The sequence below is a fragment of the Pseudomonas sp. PDM02 genome (assembly GCF_014852285.1).
In the GTDB taxonomy this organism is placed as follows: Bacteria; Pseudomonadota; Gammaproteobacteria; order Pseudomonadales; family Pseudomonadaceae; genus Aquipseudomonas; species Aquipseudomonas migulae.
The window spans coordinates 99,449-116,442 of record NZ_JACVBL010000017.1 but is presented as its reverse complement, the minus strand read 5'-3'; the positions used below and the strand labels follow the sequence as shown (position 1 = coordinate 116,442).

Genomic DNA, 16,994 nt, shown 5'->3' with positions numbered 1-16,994 from the left:
GGCTGAGGCACAAACCCCATGAATATCCTGGTAGTCGAAGACGAACCCAAGGCAGGCAATTACCTGCTCAACGGCCTGCAGGAGCTCGGTTACTCCGTCAGCCTGGCACGGGACGGCATCGATGGCCTGCACCTGGCTCTGGAGCACGATTTCGATGTCATCGTTCTGGACGTGATGATGCCGAAAATGGATGGCTGGGAGGTTCTGCGCCGCTTGCGCAAGGAAGCCGACACACCGGTGTTGTTTCTCACCGCGCGGGATGACATCGCCGACCGCATCAAGGGCCTGGAACTGGGCGCCGACGATTACTTGATCAAGCCTTTTTCCTTCGCCGAACTGGTGGCGCGCCTGCGCACCCTGACCCGCCGTGGTCCCACGCGCGAAGAAGAACAACTGCAGGTGGACGACCTGCAGATCGACGTGCTCAAGCGCCGCATCACCCGCGCTGGCGTGAAGATCACCCTGACCAACAAGGAATTCGCCCTGCTGCATTTGTTTGCCACGCATCAAGGCCAGGTCTTGTCGCGCTCGATGATCGCGTCACGGGTCTGGGACATGAATTTCGACAGTGACACTAACGTCGTCGACGTCGCCGTGCGTCGCTTGCGCCTGAAAATCGATGACCCGTTCCAGCTCAAGCTGATCCACAGCGTGCGCGGTATCGGCTACCGCTTCGACACCCAGGCATGAGTCGCCTCCGCCATTCCCTGACACTGCGCCTGGCGCTGGTGTTTGCCCTGCTCGCGTTTGTCTCGCTGACCCTGTTGGGCGTGGCGCTGTACCGCGACCTGGAGCGCGAGCTGATCCGCCGCGACGACGCGGCCCTGGTGAACCGCATCGATCAACTGCGCACCTTCCTCAACGACAGCAATACGCTGGAGCTGATCAAGACCAAACCGGCGCTGTTCCAGAACATGCTGGGCAATCGCGAAGCCCTGCTGACCATTGGCGCCGCCGGACAAAAACCGCTGCTGGTGGTCAATCCCGGCAACCTCGCCTTGCCATCGCTGGCACCGGTGTCGATGGACCATCCGTTGAGTCTGGCCGATGTGCAGCACTATCCTGGCGTGGACGGCGTCCCTTTCGCGGCCGTCGCGGCGACCATCGAATCCGACGATATGGGCAGCTTGCAGGTGGTCACCGGACGCCTGATGACCGAGCGCACCGCCGTGCTCGCCCGCTACCGCCTCAACGTGTACCTCTTCGCCAGCGTGGCGGCGATTCTGCTGGCGCTGCCCGGCTATCTGCTGGTGCATCGCGGCCTGCTGCCCGTGCGACGCCTGGCCCGGCATGCCCACGGCATTGGTGTCGGCAACCTCACCGAGCGCCTCGATGGCCAGGGCGCGCCACGGGAGCTGCTGCCGATGATCGACGCGCTCAATGCAATGCTCGACCGTTTGGGCAAGGGTTTCGTGCAACTGGGTCAGGTCTCGACCGACATGGCCCATGAATTGCGCACGCCGATCAACAACCTGCTCGGCGAAACCCAGGTTGCGTTGCAGCAGAACCGCAGCGTCGAGGCCTATCAGCAACTGCTCGCCTCCAACGTCGAAGAGCTTGAGCGTCTGGCGCGGATGCTCGACAACATGCTGTTTCTGGCGCGTACCGACCCGGCCAGTGCCCTGAGCCAACGCCAGGAGCTGGATGCCGCTGACGAAATGGAACGTATGGCCGACTATTTTGAAGGGCTGGCGGCGGATGTCGGGATCAGCATCGATGCCCAGGGCAGCGGCGTGATCTGGGCTGAGCCGATGCTGCTGCGCCGTGCGTTGGCCAACCTGTGCGCCAACGCCATCAAATATGGCGCGGCGCATTCTGAGTTGGTCATTCGCGCCATACCTTCGGCTGAGGGTATCCGGGTGATCGTGCGTAACTTTGGCCCGACCATCCCTGCCGAGCACCTGCCCCGGCTGTTCGAGCGCTTTTACCGGGTTGACGAATCCCGCGAGCGTTCGGCTCATTCCAATGGCTTGGGGTTGTCGATCGTGGCGACGATCATGCAGTTGCATAACGGGGCTTACAGTGTCAGCAGCAGTGAGGGGGTGACGTGTTTTGAGTTGTTTTTTCCGGGGCGGCGGGTGGGTGAGTGAGGTTTGGTGTTGTCGCGGTTGGTGTGAATATCCGTTTTTTTGGTGACGGCGGCTGGCGGTTTCGCCCTTACGGCGAGTCACTTGGAAGAGCCCCAAGTAACCAAGGGCTCTTGCCCCTTTCGTTCGGTGCCTCGCCTAGGCTCGGCATGCCCTCGCTCCGGTCCTGCTCCGTGGGCCCGCCGCCATCGGCCATCCCTGGCCGGGGGCGGCTAACCCGGCATCCATGCCGGGTTGCCCACTACGCAGAACCTCCACTCGGCCTCTCGAGGGGGCGCTCAGATCAAAAGCGGAAGGCGAGCTAACGCTCGGCCTGATGAGTGGTAAAAGTCAAAAGCACACACGATTCCCTGTAGGAGCGAGGCTTGCCCGCGAAAAACGACCGGACAACGCGTTCATTCAGACAGCCCGCGTTATCGTTGACGTCCATCGCCAGCAAGCTGGCTCCTACAATTTTGAGTCGTGTGAACCCAATCCCCCTGTAGGAGCCGGCTCCTACAGGGGGATTGGTGTACATATCCGGAATGAGGGAACGCGCGCACCAAAGAGCCAGGTCGGCTTTCAGGCCGCCTCGGCGGCTGTGGCGGTAGTCGCCCCCTCGAGAGGCCGAGCGCAGGTTCTGCGCAGTGGGCAACCCGGCATGGATGCCGGGTTAGCCGCCCCCGGCCAGGGATGGCCGATGGCGGCGGGCCCACGGAGCAGGACCGGAGCGAGGGTATGCCGAGCACTAGCGAGGCACCGAACGAAAGGGGCAAAAGCGCTTTGGTTACTTTCGCGCTTTTCGAAAGTGACTCGCTGTAAAAGCGAAACCAATAGCCGCCGTTACCGAAGAAACGGATATACCCCCACCCACCGCAAATGGCAAAAAACACCACCCCCCTTGAGCACTTTCGACCTATCCCAACCCAACCACCGCCCCTAGACTCTTGCCCCCAATAACAGCGCCAAACGCGCACAAGACCGAACCAGGGAAACCCTCATGAACCCATCCGACATTTTCGTTATCAGCGCCGTCCGTTCCGCCATCGGCAGCTTCGGCGGCTCGCTCAAGGATGTGCCACCGATTCAACTGGCCACCGACGTCTGCCGCGCCGCCATCGAACGCTCGGGGCTGGCACCTGAGCACATCGGTCATGCGGTGATGGGCCATGTAATCCCGACCGAAGCCCGCGACGCCTACATCTCCCGGGTGGTGGCGATGAATGCCGGCCTGCCGAAAGAGACACCCGCCTTCAACGTCAACCGCCTCTGCGGTTCCGGTTTGCAGGCGATTGTCAGTGCCGCGCAAAGCCTGATGCTCGGTGATGCAGGCGCGGCGCTGGCCGGTGGCGTCGAATCCATGAGCCGTGGCGCGTATCTGCTGCCGCAAGCGCGTTGGGGCGCACGCATGGGCGACATGCAGGCCATCGACTACATGCTCGGCGTGCTGCAAGACCCGTTTGCCGGTTTCCACATGGGCATCACCGCGGAAAACATCGCCGAGCGCTACGGCATCACGCGTCAGGCCCAGGATGAACTGGCCATGCTCAGCCAGCAGCGCGCCGCGCGGGCAATCGCCGAAGGCCGCTTCAACAGTCAGATCGTGCCAATCGAAGTGGCATCGCGCAAAGGCACCGTGACCTTTGCGACCGACGAACACGTGCGTGCCGAGGTCAATGCCGAGCAACTGGCCAAGATGAAACCGGCCTTCAAAAAGGACGGTAGCGTCACCGCCGGCAACGCCTCGGGCCTGAATGACGGCGCCGGTGCGCTGATCATGGCCACCGGTGAAATGGTGCGCGCACAAGGCCTCAAACCAATGGCCCGGCTGGTCGGCTATGCCCACGCCGGTGTCGAGCCGGAACTGATGGGGCTCGGCCCGATTCCCGCCACTCGTCTGGTGCTCAAACGTGCCGGCCTGACCGTCGCCGACCTGGATGTCATCGAGTCGAACGAGGCCTTCGCCGCGCAAGCCTGTGCCGTGGCGCAGGAACTGGGCTTCGACCCGGAGAAGGTCAACCCCAACGGTTCGGGCATCTCGCTGGGCCATCCGGTGGGCGCCACCGGCGCGATCATCGCAACCAAGGCCATTCACGAACTGCACCGCGTCCAGGGCCGTTATGCACTGGCGACCATGTGCATCGGCGGCGGCCAGGGCATCGCCGTGCTGTTCGAACGCGTCTGATACGTCCACCCTGCCCCCGTTCAACGGGGGCAGCCGAACAAACTATTGCTCGAAGGTTTGACTGATGACCTAACCTCATAGGCTGAATGACTAACAACAGAGTCAGGCACTCCTATGCGTCATGCACTGAAAGCCATGATTTTCGTCGCTTTCACGCTTTTCGGGGCGGTCCCCGGAATGCTGTTGGCGGCAGACCCTGCGGACATTTCAATGCCCAGGGCGGTTGCCGCGCCCCCCAGCGTTTCCCCAAGCGACCTCCAGGCGTTGCAACTTCGGCTGGACGCCCTCAAACAACAGATCTCGCTGGTTGATAACTACAGCCAGCTGGAGGCCCCGCAGGACCTCGTCCAGATGTTCATGCTGGATGTCGATCGCCTCTCGACCTCGCTGCTTCCCCTGCAGACTCAACTGCGCGCGCAACTGGGTGTGCTGGGGCCTGTCCCGCGCGATGACGCCGCGGCCGAGCAGCCCGATATCACCGCGCAAAGGGTCGCGCTCACCGAGCAAAAAAACAAAATCGACGCCACCCTGAAAACCCTGGCCACCCTGAAAACAAGCGCCACCGACCTCATCACCCAGATTGCCGGCATCCGTCGCAACCTGCTGGAAAGCGAACTGACCCTGAGCACCCGAAGTGTCCTGAACCCCGAGTTCTGGTCACCGATCCTGAGCCCCTCGATGGACGATCGACAGCGCTTCGCATCGTTCCTCGGTCAGGCAAGTGAGGTCGTCAAACTGGCCTGGCAACCGGGCCAACGCCTCTACACCAGCGTACTGTTGCTGCTGGCCCTGCTTATCTGGACGCTGGGCCGCAGTCTTGCGGAACGAGGACTGACGTGGCTTTGCATTCACCGGATGCCAGAAGGACGCCTGCGCCGCAGCTCCCTCGCGCTGGCTTCCGTATTGGCCACGGTGCTGACAGTCGGCCTGTCCCTGCAACTGCTGTTTTATGTCTTCACACGCCAGGCTCCGCTGACGCCGACACTGACGACGTTCTCCCAGGAGTTCGAAAAAGTCGCCTACACCTGCGTGCTGATCACCGCGTTGAGCCGCGCCCTGTTGTCCACGAAGCACCCGTCGTGGCGGCTGCCGGCGCTTGCCGATCAGGTGGCGCTGTCACTCAAGCCTTATCCGCGGGTTCTGGCAGGCGTGCTGCTGGTTCTGGTGACAATGATCCAGATTACCAACGCAACAGGCATGAGCAGTGGCATCGTGATCGCCGGTCGAGGGGTCGTCGCACTGGTTGTTACGTGCGTTCTGGTGGATTTATTGTGGCGCACCGGCAAAGTCCGCAGAGCCGTCGTGGCGTCTGGCGAAGCCTATGAAGCCGGCAGGACGTTCGCGGGCGTGCTTTACACCCTCGCCAGTCTTGCGATGGTGATCTGCCTGGTATCCCTCCTGACCGGTTACGTGTCCCTGGCAAGGTTCGTCACCTATGAACTGGTCTGGGGCTTTCTCATCCTCTCCGGTTTCTATTTGCTGATGCAGTGCTTCAAAGATGCCTGCGAATACTTTTTTTCAATCAAAAGCCCCAGCGGCAAGGCGCTCAAGCAGTTGCTCGGCATTGAAGACCGGCGCCTGGAACAGATCTCGATCGTTCTTTCAGGGGTCGGGCGGGCCGGACTCTTGCTGCTGGCGCTGGTCACCCTGTTCGTCGGCGGGGTCGGCACGACGCTCGGGCAACTGCTCACCAACGTCTTTTCCATTCTCGGCGGCGCCGGGCTGCGCAAACTGAACATCATCCCCGGGCACCTGCTCAATGCCGCACTGGCCTTGCTGATCGGCATCTACCTGATTCGCACGCTGGGCCGCTGGCTGGACAAGGAGCTCCTGCCGAAAACCGAGATGGACCCTGGCATGCGCGCTTCGCTGACCACGCTGTTTGCCAACATCGGCTATGCGTTGGTCATTCTGCTGACACTGTCATCGTTGGGCGTGCAATGGACGAACCTGGCCTGGATCGTCAGTGCGTTGTCGGTGGGGATTGGTTTTGGCTTGCAGGAGATCGTCAAGAATTTCGTCTCAGGCCTGATCCTGCTGACCGAGCGCCCGGTGAAAGTCGGCGACCTGATCAGCATCAGCGGGGTCGAGGGCGACATCCGCCGGATCAACGTGCGGGCCACCGAAATCCAGCTCAGTGACCGCTCGATTGTCATCGTGCCCAATTCGCAGCTGATCTCGCAAAACCTGCGCAACGTAACCCTGGGCGGCAGCGCCCAAGGGGTGGCGTCACTCGAACTGACCTTCCCCCTGGACATCGACCCCGAACAGGTGAAAGACCTGCTCTACAACACCTACCGCGAGCACGAGACCATTCTCGACAAACCGGCGCCGATGGTGCGCTTCAGCAAACTGACCCCCGAAGGCATCACGCTGACGGTCACCGGCTATGTCGGCAGCCCGAGAATCGTCGGCGTGACCAAGAGCGACCTGCTGTTTGAAATCCTCAAGCGCCTGAGTGACGCCGGTATCGAGTTGGCGAAGCCGGCACCCACGGTGTGAATCAGTGGGCGATGCACACTGATTTCAGCTCGGTGTAGGCCTCGATCACCGCACGCCCGAACTCGCGCCCCATGCCGGACTGCTTGACGCCACCAAACGGCATGGCCGGGTCGAGCAGCACGTGGGCGTTGACCCACACGGTGCCGGCCTCGATGCGCGGCACCAGGTTCATCGCTTTGCCGAGGTCATTGGTCCACAGGCTCGCGGCCAGGCCGTAGCGGTTGTCGTTGGCCAGGGCGATCACGGCGTCTTCATCGTCAAACGGCATCACCCCCAGTACTGGGCCGAACACCTCTTCGCGGGCCACCGCCATGCTGTGATCGATGTCGGCCAGAATGGTCGGCTGCACATAGAAGCCCTCGCCTTCCACCAGCTCGCCCCCGGACACTACTCGTGCGCCTTCGCGACGCGCCAGCTCGATGTGCTTGAGCACGCTTTGCTGCTGCTTGCGCGAGACCAGCGGGTTGATCGCCGCTTCGCCGTTCATGCCTGCGCCGATAGGCATCGCCGAAACGGCGGCGGCGAGTGCTTCAACGAATTGATCGTGGATCGAGCGATGCACGTAGAAGCGCGAAGCCGCCGCACACACCTGACCGTTGTTCAGCAGACCGCCGAGGATTGCGCCCTGCACGGCTTTTTCGATGTCGGCATCGGCCAACACGATCATCGGGTTTTTGCCACCCAGCTCCAGCGAGAACCGCGTCATGTTTTCCATGCACGCCACGCCGACGCTTTTGCCCACCGCCGTGGAACCGGTGAAGGACACTTTGCTCACCAGTGGATGCGCCGTCAGCACACCGCCGACATTGGCACCGCCACCGGTGACGACGTTGAACACGCCCGCTGGAATCCCCGCTTCCAGCGCCAGTTCAGCCAGGCGCATGGCGGTCAGCGGCGTTTCCATCGCCGGTTTGATGATCACCGTGCAACCGGTGGCCAGGGCTGGCATCAGCTTCCACGCCGCGATCAGCAGCGGGAAATTCCACGGCACGATCCCGACCACCACGCCCACCGGTTCACGCTTGGTGAACGCGGTGAATTTCGCCCCCGGCGGCAGCGGAATCGACACGTCAAAGGTCTGCCCTTCGATCTTGGTCGCCCAGCCGGACATGTAGCGCATGAACTCCACGGTGGCGTTCAGGTCCAGTGCGCGCGCCATGTTGATCGACTTGCCCTGGCTCAGGGTTTCCAGCTGCGCCAGCTCTTCGGCATGCGCTTCTACCAGCGCAGTGAAGTTCAGCAGGATGCGTTCGCGGTCCGCCGGGCGCAGGCCCGACCATACGCCGGACTTGAAGGCTTTATGCGACGACTGCACGGCTTGCTCGACCACATCCAGCGGCGCGTCGAGGGTTTCGCACAGGGTTTTTCCGGTGGCCGGGTTGACCACGGCAATACGCGGCCCTTCGGCGAACACCCATTGGCCATCGATAAAGCAGCCGTGGCGGCGGTCAAGGAATGCAGCAACCTGCGGCAGGATTTCAACGTTGCTCATAAATCACCTTTGGTTCAGACGTGTTGTTCAGCCGGATAACGGGCTGATTACTGTTGTTCTTTGAGGAAACACACGACCGCCTGGCGATCGTCCGCGGAGGCCAGGCCCATGTAGGGCATGTAGGTCCCCGGCACGAAGGCCTGGGGTTGGGTGATGAGTTGCGCGATGTTCTCGGCCTGCCAGTTGATGTCTTTGCTGCGCATGGCCTGGGAATAGTTGAAGCCTTCCAGCGAGCCGGATTTGCGCCCGACCACACCCGCCAGGTTCGGCCCCATCATTCCCGTCATGCCCTTGGTCACCGAATGGCAGACCGCGCATTCATTGGCGAAGACCTGAGCCCCATGCCCTTGGTCGGGCGCGCAGTCAGCGGCCAGCGCGGTGTGCGCGAGGGTGAGTGAGAGCAGACCGATGAGGGGCAATCGCAGCGAGGTGAACATAGGAAAACGACCTTGAAAATCCGCGCTCATCCATTGAGCGGCAACACGGGAGCGCCGACGCAGCGGTGCATCGACAGGGTTGATAGGGATTGTCGATGGTCAGTGATGCGCAGGTTTTGCCCTGCGTGCCAGTCGTATTGGCGAGGCTGCCAAACCGGGCATTTTGGCAAGCACAGCCAACTCTTTGGCAACCACACAAAAGGCCGGAAAAGTTCCGCGCCTTAGTATCGAAAAAGACCGCAAACCTGCGCTCAAGAACAAGAACGGATGCCACACATGCTCAAGTCCCCCTTGCTGCGTCTCTCTACACTTGCCCTGATGATCAGCGCCGGCCATGCCGGCGCGTACGAACTCTACGCCGATGACGACAGTCACCTGAACGCCACGCTGGAAGCGGTCTTCGGCATCTTCCACAGCCAGGAAAACTACGCGCTGTCCGGTCGCCTCGACCCGGGTTCTTCGTCGTGGCGCGAGGGCTACATCAAATATGGCCTGAGCTTCGACAAGGGCCTGGCCGGTGTCGGCACCGCGTACGGCGCGGCGAACCTGCTCAGCTCCGGCACCTGGGGCGACGGCGATGCCGCAGGCTTCAGCGACGGTTCGGAACGCACCACCAAATTCGAAGACGCCTACCTCGGCTGGCGTTCGGGCAAGCTGTTCGACGTGCTCGGCGAGGACGGCGTCGACCTGTCCTTCGGTCGTCAGAACATCGTGGTCGGTGATGGTTTCCTGATTAATGGCGACGCGCTCAACTTGGGCAAAGGTCTGGCCGACGGTGAGTTCAACCGCGGAGGCGCGTACTGGCTGGCGGCGCGCAAAGCCTTCGACGAGACCGCGGTGTTGCGTCTGGGAGGCAAGGAAGGCTGGCGTGGCGACTTGATGTGGTTGAAGTCCGATAACCGCGCACAAGCGAAAACAGAAATGTACGTCGGCACGCTTGAGCATGTCGCCGAAGCAGGCACGGTCGGCTTGACCTACATCGACACCACCGATGTCGACGAAGAATTCGCCTCCCCTTCGCAGCTTGAACGCGGCGGCATGAAAACCTACAGCCTGCGCGCAGCCGGCAATGCCGGGGTGCAAAACCTGTTCCTCTCCGGCGAATACGCCAAGCAGGACAAACCCCACACCAGCACCGAAGACGCCTGGTACCTGGAAGCCGGCTGGACCTTCGCCGACGTGGCCTGGACGCCAAATGCCAGCTACCGCTACAGCCGTTTTTCGGAAGGTTATGACACGCTGTTCTATGGTTTCAGCCGTGGCTTCGGCACCTGGTTCCAGGGTGAGGTTGCCGGCAACTACGCCGGCCCGTTCAACACCAACTCGCGTATCCAGCAGGTCAAGTTCACCGTCTCGCCGCTGGAGAACCTGACGGTCGGTGCGATGTATTTCAACTTCGACACCATCGACCGCAACCTCGGCAATACCGATGGCCACGAAGTCGATCTGTATGCCGAATGGCACGTCAACGAGCACCTGACGGTGATGCCGCTGATCGGCCTCTATCAGCCGGACAAAAGCGCCGACGAAGGTGGCACGCAGCTGGGCAGCAACGACAAGAACCTCTACAGCCAGGTGATTTTCGCCACTACGTTCTAAGACTTAACCGCAACGCGATCCTTTTAGTAGCTGGCGAAGCCTGTGGGAGCGGGCTTGCTCGCGAATGTGGCCTGACATTCAGCATTGATGTCGACTGGCACACCGCTTTCGCGAGCAAGCCCGCTCCCACAGGCTTCGCCAGTCGCTACAGGGATTGCGTTGCTCTTCAAGGAAAAAGGCCTTTCCAATGCACAAAAAATTCCTGACGATTCAGAGCAAGATCGCCCTGCTCGCCGGCCTCTGCCTGCTGTTGGTGGTGGGTTTGCTGATGGGTTTGTCGCTGTATCAAACCCATCGGAGCAGCCAGCAAGTGGCCGAGGCCAGCAGCGAAATGCTCGCCAACGCCGCCAAGGAACACATGCAGGCGCTGGGCAAAGTGCAAGCGATGCAGGTGCAACGCACCTTCATGCAGACGCACGAATATGGCCAAGGGTTGTCGCGCTATTTGCTCTACCTGAGGCAGTTGCAACATCAGGGCAACCTTACCCGTCCACAACTGCGCCAGGAGCTGAGCACCCAGCTGCACCAGGCCCTGATCGACAAGCCCGACCTGCTCGGGCTTTATGTCATTTTCGAACCCGATGCCCTGGACGGCGCCGACGCTGGTTTCGTCGATCAGGCGGCCATGGGCAGCAACGAAACCGGGCGCTTTTCGCTGTATTGGGTGCAAAGCAAACCCGGCGAACTGCAAGCGGTGATCGGTGACGAAGCGCTGCTCGCCAACACCTCGCCCGGCCCCAGCGGCGCGCCCTACAACGCCTTCTACACCTGTGCCCGCGACACCCGCAAAGCCTGCGTGCTGGAGCCGTATTTCGACGAGGCCTCCGGCAGCCGCAAACTGGTGACCAGCATCGCGTTCCCGCTGCTGGACCATGACAAGGTCATCGCCGTGGTCGGCCTCGACATCAACCTCGCCGCCCTGCAAAAGAACAGCGAAGCCAGCGCGCTCCAACTGTTCGATGGCAACGGGCAGATCAGCATCGTCAGCCCGCGCGGGGTGATTTCCGCCAACAGCCAGGACGTCAGTCGCCTCGGGCAACCGCTGGACAATGTAGAGGTGATGGACACCTTGCGTCAGGGCCAGCCGAAAGTGTTCGTCGATCAACAGCAGATCAAAGTGCTTGAGCCGCTGGCACCGATTGTCGGTGCAGCGCCGTGGGGCGTGCTGGTTGGCGTGCCGCAGAACGTGCTGCTCGCCCCGGTCACCACGCTGCAACAGGAACTCGATGCGCAAGCCGTGCGAAGCACCGCGCTTGAGCTGTTGCTGGGCGGCGGCTCGGCGCTGCTTGGCCTGGTGTTGATCTGGTACGCGGCGTATCGCATCACCCGGCCGCTGCAACTGCTGACGCGGGTCATGGAGGATATTTCCCGGGGCGAAGGCGATCTGACCCGACGCCTGGCCGTGCAATCAAGGGATGAAATCGGCCAACTGGCGACGGCGTTCAACCGCTTTGTCGAACGTATTCACCATTCCATTCGCGAGGTGTCTTCGGCGGCGCTCGGCGTCAACGAAGGCGCCAAGCGTGTGCTGTTGGCGTCCAACGCATCGCTGAGCAATTTCGATGAACAATCGACCCGCACCAACAGCGTCGCCGCTGCGATCAACGAACTGGGCGCCGCTGCCCAGGAAATTGCGAACAATGCCTCCGATGCCTCGCAGCAAGCCTCCGCCGCGCGCCAACAGGCCGAAGACGGGCGTCAGGTGGTCGAGCGCACGATTGAGGTGATGAACGAACTGTCCGGAAAAATCAGCGCGTCGTGCGTCAACATCGAAGCGCTGAACAGCAAAACCGTGAACATCGGGCAAATCCTCGAAGTGATCAAAGGCATCTCCCAGCAGACCAACCTCCTCGCCCTCAACGCTGCCATCGAAGCAGCACGGGCGGGTGAAGCGGGCCGCGGCTTTGCCGTGGTCGCCGACGAAGTGCGCAGCCTGGCCGGACGCACACAGACCTCGGCGGCAGAGATTCAGCAGATGATTGAAGCACTGCAAGTCGGTGCGCGTGAGTCGGTGACAACCATGACCGAGAGCCAGCAGCACAGCGAGGAAAGCGTCAGCATCGCCAACCTCGCCGGCACGCGACTGGGCAGCGTGACGCAACGCATTGGCGAGATCGACAACGTCAACCAATCGGTCGCCGCAGCCACTGAAGAGCAAACCTCGGTGGTCGAGGCGTTGAACGTGGACATCACCGAGATCAACACGCTGAACCAGCAAGGAGTGGAGAACCTGCAATCGACGTTGCAGGCATGTACCGAGCTGGAACGCGAGGCTGGGCGGCTGAATCAGTTGGTCGGGAGTTTTCGCATCTGAAGGCAGCGGTGCCTGATCTACCGCTATCGCGAGCAAACGGAACGCCGCCCGGCTGCTCCTACAGTGACCGCGTCCGTCCGGGCACCCCGGTCACCTGTAGGAGCGAGGCTTGCCCGCGATGAACGATAACGCGGTTCCTCAGTAATGGCCTGGACAGCCCGACAATGGTGGCTTCAACCCTTTGCAAGATCCATCTTGTACCCCGCACCCGGCACTCCTTCATGCAACGCTGCCTGGATGTTTCCATACAAGGCATTTGCCTCGGCGGTTGTGATTGAACGCGAACAATCACGCAGTACCACACGCAGAAGCACATTTTCCTGACCCGGCAGCAGCCCCAAGCGCTCAATTGCCTGCACAGGTAAATCCGTGAACGCCCAACGCCCCTTGATCTGCATCTCTTCGATCCAATCAGAGCAATCACCGGCCGCCTGCAACATTCTTTCGGTCAAAACTTCCTCGCTCAGCCCTGGCGCCACGGCCAACGAGATATCCCGAGCAATCGAAGGTAACCGTGATACAGGACTCCATGGATGCAAATCATGCATCTGCGCCTGCACTCGTACGTTCTGATCACGCAGCAAGCGAATATCCGGAATGCCCTTGCGTAGCATGGTCAGGCGATCCAGCCCCATTCCGAGCGCCAGCCCTCCATGGCGCAGCGGATCTATCTTCAAGCGCTCCAGCAAAGACTTCGCAATGCGACCGCACTCCAGCACCTCGACGGGAGCGCCTTCATTTAACACATTCACTTCGATTCCACCCTCGGTGTAGTGGTGTGGACTGTCGCTATAGACCCATGGCTTTTCAGGAACGGCAGACTTCAGGATATCGCTGACCAGGCGCAACAAATGCTCATGCGTCGAAAGCTGCGGATCACCCAACACCCAGATATCCATTTGATGAGGTTCTGCGCAGTGCCAACGATCCCGACTATCGCGGCGAAAAGTGATACCTGGTGCGGCCAGCAATATTGTCTCGCCTGCTTGCCGTGCATCAGCAGCACGCTGAAGTGCTGTCGGAATCTGGCTGGTAGTTTGCGTTCGCAGCAGCGAATACTCGTCGACCCACCGGGTGTGTTCACTACCAAGCGTGACTTCTTCCGGGTCATAACCCAACAAACCGTAATTTTCTTCAGCGGACACAATGCGCGGCCCTGTTAGTAACTGTGCTTGAGGCCAGCCTTTTTCAGTAAGTCCCTGAAGGATCTCTTTCAGAAGTAATCGGACGGCGTGGTCTGGATCGTTAGTTTCGGTCAGGTCCACCAATAACAGAGCCTGATGGACTGACAAGTCTGTCAGATATTTCTTTGACGCATGCACTATATAAACCCTCAATCGGCACTTGAACATTGGGCAAAAAAATAAAACCCATAAATAAACCTAACGACACAAGATCATCAGCTGCAACCAAAATATGGAAAACATAAAATTTTCAGAACAGGACTACAGATCTACCCTACATAAATAACTGCCTGCAGCATCCAAGAACAAAAACCATCAAAACTATTCTAAAAAACACCCAACAAACCATTTAATACATCAAAAAAATCTGTATTAATTAATTCTCTCCCAAGCAGTTTCGGGAGCAAAAATCCAAAAATGAAAAAGGAAGACCAAATGAAAAATACCGAGATCGTTAAGGAAAACCTAAACCGGATCACTTCGGGACCGGATAACTTTGGATGGGCACCGTTGGCGTGGGCTTATACTGAAGAGTAACTGATACCAATGCGCGGCAATCATTATTACCGCGCATTGGAAAACAAGGAGGGTTTTATGTCACTACCGAATATGATGTCGACACTTTTCGGCCACGAAAAACCATCAATTATTGCAGACTCAGAAGACTTCCTCAGAGAGTGCAAACATTTAGGGTTCAATACGGCCAATATTTCAGATCTGGCAAACCTGCCAAAAAACAGTATTGTCTTTTCGTTTAGTAACGATGCTGCAAAAATGACTTTTGAACTGGCAAAAAACACGAAAAACAAGAAGAGCGTTTTCTGCGCGACTCAAGTGTTCGAGCCAACTGTAGCCAGCGCGCTCTATAGCCTGAAGCTTTTACTGAGCAGCAATTTTGAAAATGCCTTATGTACACAACGGTCTGTGTTAAACATGCTGAATTCAAATGAATCTTTTTTTCTGACTGGCAACGACGCCGATGCACGCGTCACAGTTTTCCCGCACGCCCAACCCTATGCACTACTCGCCGAAGACGTATCACACAATTTTGTTCAGTCCGTGGCAGAGTTCTTTGAAGTCCATTACGCTCACATGCACCCGCAAGAGCCATGTCCATTTTCATTTAGCGGCACGTTAAAAGTCGCAGGAATACTGACCGTACTGAGAAAGCCTAACTCGACACTCCCTGAGGGTTTGAAAACCTCACTCAAATGGTTGAGTGATCGTATTTCGGAGGAAGATACATTCTTATCAATTGAAGACAACACCGTGACGTCTCTAAAAATAAAAGACGAGGACCACATAAAGCTTTTGGATCTAGCGGCCGGCCCTCGGGGGCTCAAGCTGACTGAGTTCGCCATCGGCGTAAACGAGGCTATAGCTCAAAACATAGATTACAAAATCAACTCACAAATGAATGAAGGCATCAGCGGGGTTCATTTAGCCATTGGTGATGGATCTTCCGGCTACCACATTGACTTTCTTAGCCCGGCAGTGACCGTAACCCCAATAAACCAGCGATTTCCCCAGCAACTATAAATGGTACAAAAATCATCAAAACACCTAATTTAATACATTCTTTCAACGTGTCTTTTACAAGACATACCGCTATCGCGGGCTTGCCCGCGATGAACGATAACGCTGTGTTTCAGCAAGCCGCCACAGCATGCTCAATCCGATGAAACAACCGGTTGAAATACACCAGGCTATCGCCCTCCCCGCGCACGCCCACCTTCGACAATTCCACAAACATCACCGAATGCGACCCGACTTCCTTGCACTCGCTGATCCGCCCTTCCAGCTGCACCAGTGCATCACGCAGCACCGGCACGCCTGTGTCGCCGCCGTCCCACAAGTCCCAGGCAAACCGCTCGGCCATCGGCACTTGGGTCATGCCGGCGAAGTGTCGGGCCAGTTCTTCCTGTTCGCCGCACAGCACGTTGACGCACAGCCGGCCGTTGGTGCGAAACACATCGTGGGTGGCGCTGTTGCGGTTGACGCACACCAGCACGGTCGGTGGCGAATCCGTCACCGAGCACACGGCGCTGGCGGTGATACCGCAGCGACCGCCCGGGCCGTTGGTGGTGATGATGTTCACCGCCGCCGGCAGTTGCGCCATGGCGTTGCGAAAGTCGATTTGCTGCTGGCTCAGGTTGGCCATGTCGGTGCCCCTTCCTTCAGGAGGACCGCGTGTTCGCGGCCCGTGGGTGATGGAACAAGACTAAAGCCCGGCGTGGCGCGCAACCATTCTGACGATCCCCATGCCGAGGTAGGCTTTCCGCTAGTCGACTAGGTGGTTTCTTTATCGTCAGGGCCCGTCGCAGTGGGTATTCTGCTGGAATGCACCAACATAGGTGCCGACGTCCGCCGCAGCGTGCACGCGTGCGAAAACAATAATTAGAAATTCTCGTGGCAACCCCTGATGGAAACCCGCAAACCGATTGTTTATATCGTTGATGATGACAAAGACCTGCGCACCTCGCTGGCCTGGTTGTTGGAGTCGGTCAGTGTCCAGGCGCAATGCTTTGCCGGCGCTGAAGAGTTCCTGAGCCAGTACGACCCCAAGCAACCGGCGTGCCTGGTGCTGGACGTGCGCATGCCGGAAACCAGCGGCTTTCAGCTGCAGGAAATCCTCAACCAGCGTGGCAGCACCCTGCCGACGATCTTCGTGTCCGCCCATGGCGACATTCCGATGTCGGTGACCGCGATGAAGAACGGTGCGCTGGATTTCGTCGAGAAACCCTACAACCCGCAGCAGATGATCGACCGCATACAAGCGGCGCTGAAGACCGCCGTGCATGCCCAGGCCGATCAGCAGCAACGCCAGCACCTGCAAGGCAAACTCGCCCTGCTGACCAGCCGTGAACGGGAGGTGTTGATGCTGGTGATCGATGGCAAGGCCAGCAAGGTCATCGCCCGGGAGCTGAACATCAGCGTGAAAACCGTTGATGTGCACCGGACCAAGATCAAGGAAAAGATGGGCGTGACCAGCATTGCCATGCTGGTGCGCGAAGTGCTGCATTTACCGGTGGATGAGCCGTCGCGGCATTGAGGGATCTGTGGCGGTCATGAGGCCGCCATCGCCGGCAAGCCGGCTCCTGCATTGGATCTCCAGCGAACGCAGGGAATGTGCGCAGCGATGATCCCCTGTAGGAGTGAGCCTGCTCGCGATGAGGCCGGCACATTCAACATCAATGGCGTCTGATGCCCCGCGA

At 59.6% G+C, this 16,994-nt stretch carries 12 protein-coding genes and 1 pseudogene; 9 read left to right on the top strand and 4 right to left on the bottom strand.

The genetic code is table 11. The annotated features are described in order from the left end of the window. Nucleotides 1–18: 18 nt before the first annotated feature. The 4 genes from IB245_RS25620 to IB245_RS25605 all read left to right on the top strand — a co-directional run bounded on the left by IB245_RS25620 (nt 19) and on the right by IB245_RS25605 (nt 6,753). Nucleotides 19–690: a heavy metal response regulator transcription factor gene (locus IB245_RS25620; RefSeq protein WP_008043704.1), complete on the top strand. Its 672-nt coding sequence runs from the start codon at nt 19–21 to the stop codon at nt 688–690. Continuing rightward, nucleotides 687–2,090, top strand: a complete 1,404-nt coding sequence (locus tag IB245_RS25615) for a heavy metal sensor histidine kinase (protein WP_192229069.1) — start codon at nt 687–689, stop codon at nt 2,088–2,090. Before IB245_RS25620 ends, IB245_RS25615 begins: the two co-directional genes overlap by 4 nt. Before the next feature lie 976 nt (nt 2,091–3,066). Next, nucleotides 3,067–4,251 carry an acetyl-CoA C-acyltransferase family protein gene (locus tag IB245_RS25610; protein ID WP_192229068.1) on the top strand — a complete coding sequence of 395 codons (1,185 nt, stop codon included), beginning with the start codon at nt 3,067–3,069 and terminating at the stop codon, nt 4,249–4,251. Nucleotides 4,252–4,365: 114 nt separating this feature from the next. Then, the gene (locus tag IB245_RS25605) at nt 4,366–6,753 is read left to right on the top strand and encodes a DUF3772 domain-containing protein (protein ID WP_192229067.1); all 2,388 of its coding nucleotides are present in this window, start codon (nt 4,366–4,368) and stop codon (nt 6,751–6,753) included. Nucleotide 6,754: 1 nt separating this feature from the next. Here the strand turns inward: IB245_RS25605 and IB245_RS25600 are convergent, their stop codons facing one another. Both IB245_RS25600 and IB245_RS25595 read right to left on the bottom strand, forming a co-directional pair. Further along, a complete protein-coding gene (locus IB245_RS25600; protein WP_192229066.1) occupies nt 6,755–8,245 on the bottom strand; it encodes an aldehyde dehydrogenase family protein in 1,491 nt (496 codons plus the stop codon). 47 nt (nt 8,246–8,292) lie between these two features. Then, complete coding sequence (locus IB245_RS25595) at nt 8,293–8,682, bottom strand: c-type cytochrome (RefSeq protein ID WP_008033873.1); 390 nt, start codon at nt 8,680–8,682, stop codon at nt 8,293–8,295. Between the two features lie 276 nt (nt 8,683–8,958). Between IB245_RS25595 and IB245_RS25590 the strand changes: the two genes are divergently transcribed. The 3 genes and pseudogenes from IB245_RS25590 to IB245_RS29460 all read left to right on the top strand — a co-directional run bounded on the left by IB245_RS25590 (nt 8,959) and on the right by IB245_RS29460 (nt 12,595). Continuing rightward, entirely contained in the window at nt 8,959–10,281 is a 1,323-nt protein-coding gene (locus IB245_RS25590; protein WP_192229065.1) for a hypothetical protein, read from the top strand. Nucleotides 10,282–10,468: 187 nt separating this feature from the next. After that, nucleotides 10,469–11,737: pseudogene (locus IB245_RS29465) on the top strand (HAMP domain-containing protein); the annotation flags it as partial. Between the two features lie 27 nt (nt 11,738–11,764). Next, nucleotides 11,765–12,595: a methyl-accepting chemotaxis protein gene (locus IB245_RS29460; protein ID WP_411740552.1), complete on the top strand. Its 831-nt coding sequence runs from the start codon at nt 11,765–11,767 to the stop codon at nt 12,593–12,595. Between the two features lie 173 nt (nt 12,596–12,768). On the opposite strand, the gene IB245_RS25580 is transcribed toward IB245_RS29460, so the two are convergent. Continuing rightward, nucleotides 12,769–13,917, bottom strand: a complete 1,149-nt coding sequence (locus IB245_RS25580; protein ID WP_192229063.1) for a hypothetical protein — start codon at nt 13,915–13,917, stop codon at nt 12,769–12,771. A 456-nt stretch (nt 13,918–14,373) separates the two neighbouring features. On the opposite strand from IB245_RS25580, the gene IB245_RS25575 reads away from it, so the two are divergent. Beyond that, nucleotides 14,374–15,318, top strand: a complete 945-nt coding sequence (locus IB245_RS25575) for a hypothetical protein (RefSeq protein ID WP_192229062.1) — start codon at nt 14,374–14,376, stop codon at nt 15,316–15,318. Between the two features lie 109 nt (nt 15,319–15,427). Here IB245_RS25575 and hpaC read toward each other — a convergent pair whose 3' ends face one another. Next, complete coding sequence (gene hpaC, locus IB245_RS25570; protein WP_008033884.1) at nt 15,428–15,940, bottom strand: 4-hydroxyphenylacetate 3-monooxygenase, reductase component; 513 nt, start codon at nt 15,938–15,940, stop codon at nt 15,428–15,430. Nucleotides 15,941–16,201: 261 nt separating this feature from the next. On the opposite strand from hpaC, the gene IB245_RS25565 reads away from it, so the two are divergent. Next, nucleotides 16,202–16,831 carry a response regulator transcription factor gene (locus IB245_RS25565; protein ID WP_008033885.1) on the top strand — a complete coding sequence of 210 codons (630 nt, stop codon included), beginning with the start codon at nt 16,202–16,204 and terminating at the stop codon, nt 16,829–16,831. Nucleotides 16,832–16,994: the final 163 nt, after the last annotated feature.

Bases quoted from the DNA above. Each gene is read 5' to 3' on its own strand.
- IB245_RS25615 (WP_192229069.1), top strand. From the start codon at position 687: ATGAGTCGCCTCCGCCATTCCCTGACACTGCGCCTGGCGCTGGTGTTT.
- IB245_RS25600 (WP_192229066.1), bottom strand. From the start codon at position 8,245: ATGAGCAACGTTGAAATCCTGCCGCAGGTTGCTGCATTCCTTGACCGC.
- IB245_RS25565 (WP_008033885.1), top strand. From the start codon at position 16,202: ATGGAAACCCGCAAACCGATTGTTTATATCGTTGATGATGACAAAGAC.
- IB245_RS25590 (WP_192229065.1), top strand. From the start codon at position 8,959: ATGCTCAAGTCCCCCTTGCTGCGTCTCTCTACACTTGCCCTGATGATC.
- IB245_RS25575 (WP_192229062.1), top strand. From the start codon at position 14,374: ATGTCACTACCGAATATGATGTCGACACTTTTCGGCCACGAAAAACCA.
- IB245_RS25595 (WP_008033873.1), bottom strand. From the start codon at position 8,682: ATGTTCACCTCGCTGCGATTGCCCCTCATCGGTCTGCTCTCACTCACC.
- IB245_RS25620 (WP_008043704.1), top strand. From the start codon at position 19: ATGAATATCCTGGTAGTCGAAGACGAACCCAAGGCAGGCAATTACCTG.
- IB245_RS25605 (WP_192229067.1), top strand. From the start codon at position 4,366: ATGCGTCATGCACTGAAAGCCATGATTTTCGTCGCTTTCACGCTTTTC.
- IB245_RS25610 (WP_192229068.1), top strand. From the start codon at position 3,067: ATGAACCCATCCGACATTTTCGTTATCAGCGCCGTCCGTTCCGCCATC.
- hpaC (WP_008033884.1), bottom strand. From the start codon at position 15,940: ATGGCCAACCTGAGCCAGCAGCAAATCGACTTTCGCAACGCCATGGCG.